The sequence below is a fragment of the Streptomyces sp. NBC_00637 genome (genome assembly GCF_045161545.1).
In the GTDB taxonomy this organism is placed as follows: domain Bacteria; phylum Actinomycetota; class Actinomycetes; order Streptomycetales; family Streptomycetaceae; genus Streptomyces.
Genome location: NZ_CP109046.1, coordinates 3,539,673 through 3,553,758 on the forward strand (window position 1 = coordinate 3,539,673; position 14,086 = coordinate 3,553,758).

At 70.0% G+C, this 14,086-nt stretch carries 13 protein-coding genes; 4 read left to right on the forward strand and 9 right to left on the reverse strand.

Annotated elements, in window-relative coordinates:
- Window positions 1-360, reverse strand: a complete 360-nt coding sequence (locus tag OG440_RS15295; RefSeq protein WP_007383963.1) for an NADH-quinone oxidoreductase subunit A — start codon at window positions 358-360, stop codon at window positions 1-3.
- Window positions 361-1,099: 739 nt separating this feature from the next.
- On the opposite strand from OG440_RS15295, the gene OG440_RS15300 reads away from it, so the two are divergent.
- Window positions 1,100-1,900 (forward strand): C40 family peptidase, encoded by an 801-nt coding sequence (locus tag OG440_RS15300; RefSeq protein WP_406007380.1) that lies wholly within the window; start codon window positions 1,100-1,102, stop codon window positions 1,898-1,900.
- Window positions 1,901-2,439: 539 nt separating this feature from the next.
- Here the strand turns inward: OG440_RS15300 and OG440_RS15305 are convergent.
- The gene (locus OG440_RS15305) at window positions 2,440-3,726 is read right to left on the reverse strand and encodes a geranylgeranyl reductase family protein (RefSeq protein WP_406011363.1); all 1,287 of its coding nucleotides are present in this window, start codon (window positions 3,724-3,726) and stop codon (window positions 2,440-2,442) included.
- A 106-nt stretch (window positions 3,727-3,832) separates the two neighbouring features.
- Between OG440_RS15305 and OG440_RS15310 the strand changes: the two genes are divergently transcribed.
- Both OG440_RS15310 and OG440_RS15315 read left to right on the forward strand, forming a co-directional pair.
- The gene (locus OG440_RS15310; protein WP_406007381.1) at window positions 3,833-4,339 is read left to right on the forward strand and encodes a GNAT family N-acetyltransferase; all 507 of its coding nucleotides are present in this window, start codon (window positions 3,833-3,835) and stop codon (window positions 4,337-4,339) included.
- Window positions 4,340-4,521: 182 nt separating this feature from the next.
- Window positions 4,522-4,809 (forward strand): PASTA domain-containing protein, encoded by a 288-nt coding sequence (locus tag OG440_RS15315; protein ID WP_406011364.1) that lies wholly within the window; start codon window positions 4,522-4,524, stop codon window positions 4,807-4,809.
- 46 nt (window positions 4,810-4,855) lie between these two features.
- Here OG440_RS15315 and OG440_RS15320 read toward each other — a convergent pair whose 3' ends face one another.
- The 4 genes from OG440_RS15320 to OG440_RS15335 are packed head-to-tail and all read right to left on the reverse strand — an operon-like array spanning window position 4,856 to window position 9,882.
- Complete coding sequence (locus OG440_RS15320) at window positions 4,856-5,551, reverse strand: demethylmenaquinone methyltransferase (protein ID WP_406007382.1); 696 nt, start codon at window positions 5,549-5,551, stop codon at window positions 4,856-4,858.
- 32 nt (window positions 5,552-5,583) lie between these two features.
- Window positions 5,584-7,062 carry an acyltransferase gene (locus OG440_RS15325; protein ID WP_406007383.1) on the reverse strand — a complete coding sequence of 493 codons (1,479 nt, stop codon included), beginning with the start codon at window positions 7,060-7,062 and terminating at the stop codon, window positions 5,584-5,586.
- Complete coding sequence (locus OG440_RS15330) at window positions 7,062-9,452, reverse strand: bifunctional polysaccharide deacetylase/glycosyltransferase family 2 protein (protein WP_406007384.1); 2,391 nt, start codon at window positions 9,450-9,452, stop codon at window positions 7,062-7,064. Before OG440_RS15330 ends, OG440_RS15325 begins: the two co-directional genes overlap by 1 nt.
- A 19-nt stretch (window positions 9,453-9,471) precedes the next feature.
- Window positions 9,472-9,882: a hypothetical protein gene (locus OG440_RS15335; RefSeq protein WP_406007385.1), complete on the reverse strand. Its 411-nt coding sequence runs from the start codon at window positions 9,880-9,882 to the stop codon at window positions 9,472-9,474.
- A gap of 307 nt (window positions 9,883-10,189) precedes the next feature.
- Here OG440_RS15335 and OG440_RS15340 point away from each other — a divergent pair, with 307 nt between their 5' ends.
- Window positions 10,190-11,230: a chitinase gene (locus OG440_RS15340; protein ID WP_406007386.1), complete on the forward strand. Its 1,041-nt coding sequence runs from the start codon at window positions 10,190-10,192 to the stop codon at window positions 11,228-11,230.
- 70 nt (window positions 11,231-11,300) lie between these two features.
- Here the strand turns inward: OG440_RS15340 and OG440_RS15345 are convergent, their stop codons facing one another.
- The 3 genes from OG440_RS15345 to OG440_RS15355 form a co-directional block, all read right to left on the reverse strand.
- Window positions 11,301-11,909 carry an imidazolonepropionase-like domain-containing protein gene (locus tag OG440_RS15345; RefSeq protein WP_406007387.1) on the reverse strand — a complete coding sequence of 203 codons (609 nt, stop codon included), beginning with the start codon at window positions 11,907-11,909 and terminating at the stop codon, window positions 11,301-11,303.
- Window positions 11,910-11,916: 7 nt separating this feature from the next.
- Window positions 11,917-13,116 carry a cyclic dehypoxanthinyl futalosine synthase gene (gene mqnC / locus OG440_RS15350; RefSeq protein ID WP_406007388.1) on the reverse strand — a complete coding sequence of 400 codons (1,200 nt, stop codon included), beginning with the start codon at window positions 13,114-13,116 and terminating at the stop codon, window positions 11,917-11,919.
- A gap of 72 nt (window positions 13,117-13,188) precedes the next feature.
- Entirely contained in the window at window positions 13,189-13,986 is a 798-nt protein-coding gene (locus OG440_RS15355) for a prepilin peptidase (protein WP_406007389.1), read from the reverse strand.
- Window positions 13,987-14,086: the final 100 nt, after the last annotated feature.

Sequence of the window (14,086 nt, forward strand, 5' to 3'; positions counted from 1 at the left end):
TCAGTCCCATTCCAGGCCGCCGCGCCGCCATACGTACGCGTACGCGACGAAGACGGTGAGCACGAAGAGCAACATCTCCACGAGCCCGAAAACACCCAGGGCGTCGAAGGTGACGGCCCAGGGGTAGAGGAAGACGATCTCGATGTCGAAGACGATGAAGAGCATCGCCGTCAGGTAGTACTTGATGGGGAAGCGCCCGCCGCCGGCCGGCGTGGGGGTCGGCTCGATTCCGCACTCATAGGCCTCGAGCTTGGCGCGGTTGTACCGCTTCGGCCCGATCAGCGTGGCCATGACCACGGAGAAGATCGCAAAGCCTGCCCCGAGGGCTCCCAGTACGAGGATGGGCGCATACGCGTTCACCGCTCCTCGCTCCTCTCAGTCGGCACTGACTGCTGGCGATGACGTCGGACTCCGCGACCCCAGGTACCGCGAACCCCGCCCGTCCCGGCGAAGATCGCGAACATGTGAAGCAGGTCACAAGCCCAACTGCCTCGCATCCTATGCCCGCCGCTCTGTGATCTGCGACACGGGGTATTACACAAGCTTTGTGATCTCCACCACCTGACGAAGGATCATGAAGTCGTATCGACGATGATCTTCATACGCGAAGCGCCAGAGTGATCACAAGAAGTGACATTTGCGCTCGTCACCGTAGGAATCGAGGGTCGTCTCCATATCAAGAGGCTTCCCTTGCATGCAAATTGGTGATGGACGCGGAGCCCTGATAGAGGCACGCGTTCACACATCAGAGGGAGGCGGAGGAGAGGTGTGGACGCGTGCACGCGTTCACAAGCGGAGGCCGCCGCACCGGACGCGCGAGACGCGGCCGCCGGGGTAACCGTTCCGTGACCTGCGCCACATCCGTGAGAGGCGCCTAAGAACCGGGCTTGGCCAACCGTCTCAACCGGTGGTAGGTGGCGGGCAATCCGGGCGTAACGACGAAAGTGCATGATCACAGGCTTGATCACCTGCGTCCGCAATGTCCGTTACGGCGTCAATAAAGAACCCAGGTCAGGGAATTTGGGGCGCCCGTTGAACAACTGTGGCGCAGCACACGTTTCTTGAAGGTATGGAGGAGCCCCTGATACCGCTTGTACCCATGTCCCTCACCGCTCACATACGCAGCCACCGGAAACCCCGCCGCAGCGCGTCGACGATCGCGATGCGGGCCGGAGTCGCCAGTGGTGTCCTCGGCACGCTGGCCGTCGCCACAGCAGCCGGCACGGCCAACGCCGCCGAGCCGGTGACGCAGACGCTCGAACTGCCCGTCCTCACGGGCGACCTGGCCGCCCAGGTCGCGCAGTCCGCTCAGGCCACGCAGCAGGCGGCGGCGAACTACCAGCTCCAGGCCGAGCGCGACGCGGCATCCGCCGCGGCCGCCAAGGAAGCCAAGAAGGACCTCGCCCACGCCAAGGCCGAGGCGAAGCAGAAGGCCGAGGCCGCCCGCAAGGCCGCCGCCGAGCGAGCCACGCGCGCCGCCGAGCGGACCACGCTCACCACGGCGTCCAGCAGCAGCTCCGACAGCACCAGCAGCTCCACGGCGACCGGTTCGGCCGCGGCCGTCATCGCCTTCGTGAAGGCGCAGATCGGCGACGCGTACGTCTCCGGCGGCACCGGCCCGAACTCCTGGGACTGCTCGGGTCTCATGCAGACCGCCTTCAAGCAGGTCGGCGTCGACCTTCCGCGCGTCTCGCAGGACCAGTCGACCTTCGGCACCCAGGTGTCGCTGGACAACCTGCTGCCGGGCGACATCCTCTACTGGGGAAGCGCGGGCAGCGCGTACCACGTGGCGGTGTACGTGGGCGACGGCATGTTCGTCGGCGCGCAGAACCCGTCCACCGGTGTGGCCGAGAAGCCGCTGTCGTACGACCCGCCGACCGGCGCGGTGCGGGTGCTCTGACACCCCCTGGTGCCCCTGAGGGCACCTCACGCACGCAAGGGCCGCAGCCGCTCGGGGGCAGCGGCCCTTCGGGCACTGCCGGTACGCGCCGCGGTTCCGCGCGCCGCTTCCGCGGGCTGGCGCGGGCAGACCGCCCGCCTCCAGGACACACGCCCTGCCGCCTCGAGAGGCCTCCAGGGCGCGCCGCAGCCGCCTTCAGCGGCCCCAGGACGCGCGTAGAGGCCGTCCAGCCGGTCCAGCCGGCTCCTGGGCGCTCCGGGCGGCCGCGTGAGCGCGCACGGGCGCGTCGGCCGGTCCGCTGGTCGCGCCTGCCGGCCTCTCCGCGTCGCCGGACGGGCCGAGTTGGCGGTACATCAAGCGTGATGTCCCGACTTGTCGGATACGCCGTCAGTCCCGCGGCGGGCCGGGTCTCCAGCGGCGGCCGCAAGGACGCGCCGGAGGGCGGACCGGCGGGAAGAAGTCTTCGCGCCGGTCCGCCCGTGCTCCCGTTCCGCAGGAGGCCCAGCCGTAGTCGGGGAGCCGTGGTCGGGGAGCTGTGGTCAGGCTTTCGGGGCCACCTTGCTCAGTCCGTTGATGATGCGGTCCATCGCGTCGCCGCCGGTGGGGTCCGTCAGGTTGGCGAGCATCTTCAGGGTGAACTTCATCAGCAACGGGTGGGACAGGCCGCGCTGGGTCGCGATCTTCATGACCTTCGGGTTGCCGATGAGCTTCACGAAGGCCCGGCCCAGCGTGTAGTAGCCGCCGTAGGTGTCCGCGAGGACCTGCGGGTAGCGCTGCAGGGCCAGTTCGCGCTGGGCAGGAGTGGCGCGGGCGTGAGCCTGCACGATGACGTCGGCGACGATCTGCCCGGACTCCATGGCGTAGGCGATGCCCTCGCCGTTGAAGGGGTTCACCAGACCGCCGGCGTCGCCGACCAGCAGCAGGCCCTTGGTGTAGTGGGGCTTGCGGTTGAAGGCCATGGGCAGAGCGGCGCCGCGGATCGGACCGGTCATGTTTTCGGGGGTGTAACCCCAGTCCTCCGGCATGGAAGCGCACCAGGCCTTGAGGACCTCGCGCCAGTCGAGCTCCTTGAAGGAGTCGGAGGTGTTCAGCACGCCCAGGCCGACGTTCGACGTCCCGTCGCCCATGCCGAAGATCCAGCCGTAGCCCGGCAGCAGGCGGTCCTCGCCCGGGCCGCGGCGGTCCCACAGTTCCAGCCAGGACTCCAGGTAGTCGTCCTCGTGGCGCGGGGAGGTGAAGTAGGTGCGGACCGCGACGCCCATCGGACGGTCCTCCCGGCGGTGCAGACCCATCGCCAGCGAGAGTCGGCTGGAGTTGCCGTCGGCGGCCACCACGAGCGGGGCGCGGAAGGTGACTTCGCGTTTCTCCTCGCCCAGCTTGGCGTGCACGCCCGTGATGCGGCCGGTGCGGTCGTCGACGATCGGCGCCCCGACGTTGCAGCGCTCGTAGAGGCGGGCGCCCGCCTTCTGGGCCTGGCGGGCGAGCTGTTCGTCGAAGTCGTCCCGCTTGCGGACGAGTCCGTAGTCGGGGAAGGAGGCGAGATCCGGCCAGTCCAGCTGGAGGCGGACCCCGCCGCCGATGATGCGCAGGCCCTTGTTGCGCAGCCAGCCGGCCTCCTCGGAGATGTCGATGCCCATGGCCACGAGCTGCTTGGTGGCTCGCGGGGTGAGGCCGTCGCCGCACACCTTCTCGCGCGGGAACTCGGTCTTCTCCAGGAGGAGTACGTCGAGTCCGGCCTTGGCGAGGTAGTACGCGGTCGTGGAGCCGCTCGGCCCCGCGCCGACAACGATCACGTCGGCGGTGTTTTCGGAGAGGAGCTCGTTCACGGCGGTCACGGCGGGATCTCCCCAAGTTCGGAATCTTCGTGCCGACCGGCACTGGACATGGGCAGTCTATTCAGCAGAATTGATCAACCGGCTGAAGGGTTGCCCCGTGAACCGAGCTCTCCCCGTAGTACGGCTGCGTGTCCCCACGGACGAGGACGCGGTCACCTGGCACCGGGTCTTCGACGACCCGGACGTGATGGAGTTCCACGGCGGCCGGTCCGCGGAGCTGTCCGCCTACGAGGAGCTCACCGCCCGCCAGCGCCGGCACGACGCCGAGCACGGCTTCTGTCTGTGGACGATGCTGGACCGGGACGACCGGGTCATCGGGTTCACGGGCGCCCAGCCGTGGCCGCAGGAGTGGGGTCCCCGGGGCGAGATCGAGATCGGGTGGCGGCTCGGGCGGGAGCACTGGGGGAAGGGGTATGTGACGGCGGCCGCGCAGATGACGCTGGAGCGGGTGCGAGCGGCCGGGGTGCCGGGGGTGGTGGCCATGGTCGACGCGCGCAACGCGCGGTCCATCGCCGTCACGGAGCGGCTGGGCATGCGGCTCGCGGAGGTCTTCACGACACCGGAGCCGCAGCGGGAGGGGCGCTGCTACCGCCTCGCCTGGTGACCTCGGCGGCCTCCACCCACGAAGAGGCTGGTCACTCTCCGTAGTTGTTGGCTACAGAAAGACACCTGGCACTTCCGGGCGACACCCCCGGGCGGTTACCCTTCCAGTACCGCTGGGGGGTGACATTTGTGCTCATACCACCCAAGACACCCGATGTGCGCGTACCGAGGCTCGTCGGTCTGATGGCCGTGGACGCGCGCGAGGCGGCCGCGGCGCAGGGCGTGCTGCTGGCCGCACCCGACCGGCCCGAGTTCCACCGCGCGGTCGTGGACTACGTCGTACGGCAGTACCCTCCGCCCGGGGTCGAGGTGCCGCGCGGCGCCGTCGTCACCGTGTGGTTCGAGTTCGGCGAAGGCGAGGGCGGCGGAGGCGCGGGCGTGCGCGAGCCTCGGGTGCCCCGCCCGGGCGGGGGCGGGCTGCAGCGCGAGCTGGACCGGTCCGGACGTCCCTTCGAGGCGATCACCGGGTAGCCGGGGGCGGCCTGACCGGGCCGTTCCCGCCACCCGAGCCGCTGCCTCAGGCCTCCTTGAAGCCCCGGTGCAGGGTCACCACGCCGCCCGTCAGGTTGCGCCAGGCGACCTTCGACCAGCCTGCCTTGCGCAGGTGCTCGGCGAGAGCGGGCTGGTCAGGCCAGGCGCGGATGGACTCGGCGAGGTAGACGTAGGCGTCCGGGTTGGAGGAGACCGCGCGGGCGACCGGGGGCAGCGCGCGCATCAGGTACTCGGTGTAGACCGTCCGGAACGGCGCCCAGGTCGGGTGCGAGAACTCGCAGATCACGACACGGCCGCCGGGCCGGGTCACCCGGTACATCTCCCGCAGACCCGCGTCGAAGTCCTGCACGTTGCGCAGGCCGAAGGAGATGGTGACGGCGTCGAAGACGTCGTCCTTGAAGGGCAGTCGCGTGGCGTCCCCGGCGGTGAAGGGCAGCCAGGTGTGGTTCCTCTTCCCGACCTGGAGCATGCCGAGGGAGAAGTCGCACGGGACGACATAGGCGCCCGTCCGCGCGAACGGGAGGGAGGAGGTCGCCGTACCCGCGGCGAGGTCCAGGACCTTCTGGGCGGGGCGGGCGTCGACCGCCTTCGCGACCTCCTTGCGCCACCTCCGGTCCTGGCCGAGCGACAGGACGTCGTTGGTCAGGTCGTACCGTTCCGCCACGCGGTCGAACATCGAGGCGACTTCGTGGGGCTGCTTGTTCAGGGAAGCACGGGTCACCCGCCCATTGTGGCAGCCCCCTCAGCGACGGCTCACGGCAGGAGCCTCGGCTTCTTGCGTGCCGCGACGTCCTCCACCCACCCGCAGAGCAGCACGAACACCGCGATCAGCAGCCAGCCCACGCCGAACATGAACCACTGGCTCTCCAGCGGCAGGTACGTCTCGAACGCGGGAACGTCCCAGAACCGGTCGATCAGCGGCACGGCCAGGATCAGCGCGATCTCGTGCCAGAGATAGATCGTCACCGCGCGCGCGTTGAAGACGGTGACGATCCGGTTCGTGCGCCGGAAGCGGGTGAGCCAGGCGAAGTCGATCCCGAAGTACGCCTTCGCCCACATCAGCAGCATCACGAAGCCCGCCGACCAGAACGCCTGCGCGAGGGGGTCCTCGTCGAGGTCGTAGGTGCCGAACTCGGCCTGGTGCGTGAGGGCGTACCAGCCGCCGAACCCGATCGCCGCGAGCGACACCACGACCACCAGGGCCGGCTTCATGCGCTGGAGGACGCCGTCGCGATGCGCGAAGCCGAGCAGCCAGCAGAACAGGTACGTCGACAGGTCCCACATCGCGGTGCCGGCACGGTTGTCCGGGCCCGCCCAGACGAAGGTCAGCACCAGGATCGGCGCGAGGGAGAGCGCCAGCACGGGGACCGGGGCCAGCCGGAACAAACGCAGCAGGAGGGGGGAGAGCAGGACGAACCAGAGGTACGTCCGCAGGTACCAGAGGATCTCCCAGGCCTGCTGACCCCAGGGGTTGCCCGGCGGGTCGCCGAGCGGCACCACCCAGTAGACGATCTCCCAGCCCGGCATCCAGTCGTGGATGAGCATCGCCAGGACGACGAAGACGCCCCAGAACCAGAAGGGCGGGAGGAGCCGGCGGAAGCGGCTCCTCACCACCTTCGGCGCCGGACGCTCCAGGGACTTCGCCATCAGGGTGCCGGCCAGGCCGAACATGATCCCCATGGAGGGGAAGATCATGCCCGCCCAGGCCCAGCCGAAGGTGTGATAGGCGACGACACGGATGAGGGCGAGGGCCCGCAGGGTGTCGAAGTAGCGGTCGCGCTGGGGAGCGGCGGGCCCGGACGAGGACGGAGACTCCTGCGCCACCTCTTCGGCGAGGGGTGCCGGAGCCTCGGACTCCGTCAGAGGGTCGAGGCCCGGGTCCGCGTGGTCCGCGCGGTCCGCGTCCACCGCCGGCAGGGTCGCCGTCTCCTCGACGGCGACGCCCTGCCCGTACTCCGCGTGCTGCCCGTGATCCGCGTGCTCCTGCGGATAGGGCTCCTGCGGATACGGCTGCTGCGGGTAGGGCTGCTGCCCGTACTGCTGGGGATGGGGCTGCTGGGGACAGGGCTGCTGCGGGTACGGCTGCTGCCCGTATCCGTCGTACCCGTACCCGTATCCGTACGCGTACGACGGCGACTGGCCGTTCTCGTGGCCGTACCCCTGCCCCGGGCCCCCGCCCTGGCCCTGGCCCTGACCGCGGCCAGGGCCGAAGCTCTGCTGCTCCCAGCTCATCAGCTCGCCCCGGCGGGGGTGCCGACCTCACCGGTGCGCTTCAGCTTCTGCCAGCGCAGGCGGCCGCCGGTGAGGGCGGTGATGCAGGAGTGGATGAGGACGAGGTACATCATCTGGCGGTAGGCCAGCTGCTGGAGCGGCATCATCAGCAGGTAGCGGTACTTCTCGCGGTCCAGGCGGAACGCGTAGGCCGCGCAGCCCAGCTGCACGCCGAGGACCGCGAGCCAGGCCAGCAGGGCGGCCTGGAAGTCGACGAAGATCATCGAGTAGATCGTGAACACGTCGATGAGCGGGGCGAAGACCGGCGTGATGATCTGGAAGAGCACCACGAGCGGCATGCCCACCCGGCCGAAGCGGCCCGAAGGTCCCTTGTCCGTCAGGGACTTGCGGTGCTTCCAGAGCGCCTGCATGGTGCCGTAGGACCAGCGGTAGCGCTGGGACCACAACTGCTTCAGCGAGCCGGGCGCCTCCGTCCAGGCCTTGGCGTGCTCCTGGTAGACGACCTGCCAGCCCCCGCGGTGCATGGCGATGGTGATGTCGGTGTCCTCGGCGAGGGTGTCCTCGCTCATGCCGCCGACCTCGAGCACGGCCTCGCGGCGGAACGCGCCGATCGCGCCGGGGATGGTCGGCATGCAGCGCAGCAGGTCGTACATGCGGCGGTCGAGGTTGAAGCCCATCACGTACTCGATGTGCTGCCAGGCGCCGATGATCGTGTCGCGGTTGCCGACCTTGGCGTTGCCGGCGACCGCGCCGACCTTCGGGTCGGCGAAGGGCTGCACCAGGTGGAACACGGCGTCCGGCTCGAAGACGGTGTCGCCGTCCATCATCACGACGATGTCGTAACTGGCGCTGCGGACACCGTTGTTGAGGGCGGCCGGCTTGCCCGCGTTCTCCTGCCGGATGACCCGGACGTTCGTCATACCGAGGGCCCGCGCCGCCTCGCGCGATATCTCGGACGTGTTGTCGTCCGAACCGTCGTCCACGATGATGATCTCGATCGGATGGGTGCTCTTCGCCAGCGACTTCAGGGTGTTGGCGATGCACTCCTTCTCGTTGTACGCCGGGACGATCACGCTGACCGGCCGGGTGACGGTCGCCCCCCAGCTGAAGCGGCGCTTGTTGCGCTTTCTGTAGTGGCGGCGGGCCAGGATCAGCATCATCCCGAACCGGCCCATGACCGCCACGCCGACGATCATCAGCCCCACCGACAGCGTCGGTACGGTCCACTCGGCGAGGGCGACCGCGGCGATGAGGGCCTTGCCCTCGTAGAGCGTCACGCCGGTGGCCTCGCGGTGGGCCGCCTGGAGCCGGTTGATGGTCTGGCCCGTCCCGCCGGTCTCACCGGCCGCACCGTTCGCGCCGGTGCCGCCTTCGCCGTTGGGCACGTCACCGGGCTGCTCGCCGGTGGCCCCCTCGGTTCCGGTCCCTCCCGCGGTCGCCGTCGCCGCGCCGGCCCCGGCCGTACCCGCCGTCTGCTGCTGACCGGTGCCGGAGGCCTGCCGGGCCGCGGCGTTCTGCTTTTGCAGCACACCGCTGATGGTGGTGAAGGTGTAGCCCGCGGCCTTCATCTTCTTGATGTACGTCGGCAGCGCCTTGATCGTCTGCGAGCGCTCGCCGCCCGCGTCGTGGAAGAGCACCGACGCACCCTTGCCGTCCTCCGGCGTGGCCCACTTGATGATCTTCGAGACGCCGGGCTTCTTCCAGTCGTCGCTGTCCGTGTCGACGAAGACACTGGTGTAGCCGTCCTCGCCCAGCTTCTTGTAGATGGGCCAGCTGTAGTTGTCGATGGCGTCCGTCTCGGAGGAGTACGGGGCGCGGAAGAGCGTCGTCGTGATGCCCGCCGCACCCGCGAGCGCGAGTTGCGTCTGCTGCATCTCACGGTTGACGCGGGCGTCGGACTGATAGGAGAGGTCGACGTGCGTGAAGGTGTGGATGCCCACCTCGTTGCCCTCGTCGACCATGTCCTTCACGATGCTCGGGTAGCGCGACACCATCGAGCCGACCAGGAAGAACGTGCCGGGCACCTCGTACTTCCGGAGGATCTCCAGCACCTGGGGCGTCCACGTCGGGTTCGGGCCGTCGTCGAAGGTCAGCGCGATGGTCTTGTCCGGCACCGAGACCGTGGTGGCCTGGCCGCCCTGGAAGGTCAGGATCGGACCGCCGTCGAGGACCTTGTCGGGCACCTTGCCGGCGCTGGCCCCGGTCCGCACCCGCTGGTCGCCACCGACCTCGGCGCGGAGATAGCCGTCGAGGAGCATCACCATGGTCAGCGCGAGCAGGAGCAGCAGGGCGAGGATGACACGCGGTTTCTGCAGCGCCGCGGCCTTGCCCGCCGCCCGCGACATACGGGTCGGGGCGCGACGGCGGCCCCGGGAGGAAGTGGTCGTCATGGGAGTGCCTGAACTCCGGTCAGTTGGCGGCCGCGGAGGCGGTCGCGGTCGGGGCGGAACTCGGCGGCTCGCCGGTGGCGACGCCCGAGGGCGGGGTGCCGGTGGGGATGGCGGGCGGGGTGCCGGTTCCGCCCTGCGGCTGGGCGCCGCCGGGGCCGGAGTTCTGGGCGCCGCGCGGGCCTCCGTTGCCGAACGGCAGCAGGGAGGACGGGGTCAGGGACGTACCCCATCCCATGAAGGCGGCGCCGAGGACGACGGCGTACACAAGACAGCCGACCCCCATGAGGAGGCCGATCCGGCGCAGCAGCTTGGACCTGCGCCCGGAGTTGTCAACGAACACGGGCCCCTCGGCGGAGGCGTCGTCACGTTTGCGGCTGCGACGGCTGCCGCGAGCGGCGGCACGGCTTTCGATGGCAGGCTCGGATTGCATTCCACGGATATTAGAGAGCCTTTATGTGGCACAAACTCTGCGTCGCTTGTGAGAGACCCATGAGAAACACGTGAACCTGTCTCTTGCCTGAGAGATCCCCGAATCTCCTGCGCGCCGCCTGCCCGTCATGGGAGGTTTGATTATCCCTTTTGGGCGGGTGTTCATCACCTTTTGCGCGGTTATCTCCATGAACTGTCTGTGTGTCCACTGTTCCCGCGTGATCCGCCCGGTTGTGAGACATTTCCATTTGGGAAACACGCTTTGTTTCCATGCTGAGACAGAAATCACGAGAGCGGGTGCATACGCAATGAGGAGTTTCCTGATGCCGATGGCCGGGGTCACCTGCCTGTTCGCCCTGGCCGTTACAGGATGCTCCGCGGGGTCCGACGGCACGTCGGACGCGGCACCACCCGCGGAGAGCGAACAGGCGAACAGTCCCTCACCATCGGCCGACGCCACATCGTCGAGTACCGGCACCTCCTACGCGCCCTACGTGAGCGCGGTGGAGGCCGATGCCAACGACTCGGCCGGTTCGCCGACGACGTACAACCTGGCGTTCGTCATCGCGAGCGGCAGCAGTTGTACGCCGAAGTGGAACGGCACGAACGCGGTAGGCGACTCGGCCGTGAAGTCCCGTATCGCGGCACTGACCGAGTCGGGCGCCACGGCGCGCGTCTCGTTCGGCGGGGCCTCCGGCAAGGAGCTCGCGGCGACCTGTGACAGCGTGTCCGCGCTCACGGAGGCGTACGGCGAGGCGCTCGACGCGGCCGGCTCCAGCCAGGCCGACTTCGACATCGAGGGCGACGAACTGACCGACTCCGACTCGGTCGCCCTGCGTTCCCAGGCGATCGCGGCCCTCCAGGAGGAACGCCCGGACCTCGAGGTGTCCTTCACCCTGCCGGTGATGCCCTCCGGGCTGGACGCCGACAGCCTGGCGCTGCTGGCGTCCGCGAACAAGTACGACGTCCAGGTCTCCACCGTCAACCTCATGACGATGAACTACGGCGAGTCGTACGCCGGCGACATGGGCGGGTACGCGATCACCTCGGCCACGGCCGCGCAGGCGCAGCTCAAGTCGGCCTTCGGGACGACGGACGCCGACGCCTGGAGGGGGATGGCGCTGACCTCGATGATCGGCACCAACGACGTCGACAACGAGACGTTCTCGCTCGCGGACGCGGCACAGGTGCGGACCTTCGCCGAGGAGAAGGGCATCTCCTGGGTGTCCATGTGGTCGACGTTCCGCGACCAGCAGTGCGAGGACGGCTCCGCCACGGACGACGCGTTGACCAACTGCAGCGGGGTCGAGCAGAGCGCGGGAGCCTTCGCGAAGGCGTTCTCGGAGTAGGACTCGCAGGAGAACTCGGAGGAGGACTCGGTACGTTCGGCCCCTCGGTGGTGTCCGCGACGGGGGCGGCTCACCGCCGCCGGTGTACCAGGCGGCCGTCGATCACCGTGGCCACGCAGGTCGCGGCGCCCCGGTCCGCCAGGGCCGCCTCGTCGGGCACGTCGAAGACGGCGAAGCGGGCGGCGGAGCCGCGTTCCCTGGGCGGGGCGAACTCCACCGGCAGGCCGCAGGCGTAGGGGTCCAGCGAGGGCACCCCGCCGGGCTGCGGCCCGGGCCGGGCCACGACCGCCAGGCCGGTGCGGGCCACGGCGTCCCGCACCGCGCGCCGCCGCAGTTCCGCGCAGGCCACCGCGACCGTGCCGTGGGCCAGCATGCGCTGCACCCCGCGCCGGGCGCTCGCGCCCCAGCGGGCGTCGTCCGGGGCCAGTGCCGTGAGCGCGTCCCCGGTCAGCGGCTCGGTGCCCAGCTCGTCGGCCTCGCGCGGGTCGGGGTGGTAGGCCCGCTCCAGCAACTCCGTGCCGTGCGGGTTGACGAGACCGGGCGTCAGGATGCCGGGCCACTGACGCACCCGCGCCGCCGGATACGCGGCGACGAGCCGATCCAGCGGACCGGTCTCGGCGATCCGGGCGCCCTCCACGGCGAGGGCGCGACCCCTGGAGTCGGCGTGAATCGTCAGCAAGAGGGCCTCAGTTGGACGTGAGGAGCTTCAGTTCGGGGTGGGCGGTGCCGCCGGCGATCGCGGTCGACGAGATGTGGGACATGACCCGCTCGTCGACGGGGTCGTTCGCCGGGTCGTCGTGCACGAGGAGGTGCTCGTACGTCGTCGCGCGCTGCGCCGGGACGCGGCCCGCCTTGCGGATCAGGTCGATGATCTCGAGGCGGTTGGAGCGGTGCTTGGCGCCGGCCGAGGAGACGACGTTCTCCTCCAGCATGATCGAGCCGAGGTCGTCGGCGCCGTAGTGCAGGGAGAGTTGGCCGACCTCCTTGCCCGTCGTCAGCCACGAGCCCTGGATGTGCCGGACGTTGTCGAAGAACAGCCGGGCGATCGCGATCATCCGCAGGTACTCGAAGAGGGTCGTCTGGGTGCGGCCCTTCAGGTGGTTGTTCTCGGGCTGGTACGTGTACGGGATGAAGGCCCGGAAGCCGCCCGTCCGGTCCTGTACGTCACGGATCATCCGCAGGTGCTCGATGCGCTCGGCGTTGGTCTCGCCGGTGCCCATCAGCATGGTGGACGTCGACTCGACGCCCAGCCCGTGCGCGGTCTCCATGATCTCCAGCCAGCGCTCGCCGGACTCCTTGAGCGGGGCGATGGCCTTGCGGGGGCGGGCGGGGAGCAGTTCGGCGCCGGCGCCGGCGAAGGAGTCGAGGCCGGCGGCGTGGATACGGGTGATGGCCTCCTCGACCGTCACCTTCGAGATCCGCGCCATGTGCTCGACCTCGGACGCCCCCAGCGAGTGGATCACCAGCTGCGGGAACGCCTCCTTGATGGCCGCGAAGTGCTTCTCGTAGTACTCCACCCCGAAGTCCGGGTGGTGCCCGCCCTGGAACATGATCTGCGTACCGCCGAGCTCGACGGTCTCGGCGCACCGGCGAAGGATGTCGTCGAGGTCGCGCGTCCAGCCCTTGGCGGTGTCCTTGGGGGCCGCGTAGAAGGCGCAGAATTTGCACGCCGTGACGCACACGTTCGTGTAGTTGATGTTCCGCTCGATGATGTACGTGGCGATGTGCTCGGTGCCCGCGTACAGCCGGCGGCGCACGGCGTCGGCGGCGGCGCCGAGCGCGTGCAGGGGGGCGTCGCGGTAGAGGTCGAGGGCCTCTTCCGGGGTGATCCGCCCGCCGTCCGCGGCACGGTCGAGCACAGACTGGAGGTCGGCCTTCTCGGGCACCGGAGCGTCCCTTTCGTCAAGGGTTGTGGACGGACCGACCCAGCCTACGCCAGCGGTCCCGGCACCCGGACGTCAGGCCGCGTACGCACCGATCAGCAGCCCGGCGAAGGTCCCGGCCAGCATGAAAGGGCCGAAGGCGATCATCGTCTTGCGGCCGGCCCGGCCCACGACGGCCAGCGCGCCGCCGTACAGCGCCCCCAGCGAGAACGCGGCGAACGTGCCCAGCATGACCGTCGCCCAGCCGTACCAGCCGAGGACGGCGCCCATCGAGAGCGCGAGCTTCACGTCGCCGTAGGCCATGCCGCCGGGGTTGACGAGATGCAGCACGAGGAATCCGGCGCCGAGGGCGAGCGCGCCCAGCAGGGCCGTCGTCCAGTCGCCGGCGTGCTCGGGCAGCAGCGCGGCCGGGCCCAGAGTCACGAGGGCGGCGGCCGCGAGCGGGAGAGTGAGCGGATCGGGCAGCCGCCGTACCCGCAGGTCCACGGCGGCCAGCAGCACCCCGGCCGGCGCGAGCAGCAGCCAGACGACGAGTTCGGGCCGGACACCGGTCGCGCCGGCGAGCGCGGCACAGACGACAGCGGTGCCCAGGGCGAGACCGACGCCACCCGGCGCGCGGGAGGCGGTGGGACTCGCGGGTGCCGTCGACTCCGGCCCCGCATCCGGGGCCCGCTCGGCGCAGTGACGGCATCCGGCCCGTCCGAGCCAGCCCCGGATCGGGTGCCCGTCCGGGCAGGTCGACCGCCAGCCGCCGTCCCTCTCCTCCCACGGCACGGAGAACCGGTGGACGGCCCGCGGGAGCAGCGCTCCCACGCCGGCGCCCCAGAGCGCGGCGACGGTGATCAGCGTCAGGTCGCCGGGAGGTGCCGTCACGTGCACGAGCCACCTCCACAGGCCGGGGCACAGGCCCGGGACGGGCAGTGGGACGGCAGGGCGCAGGACGGCGAGGAGAGCCGCGCCAGGAGGGTGGTGC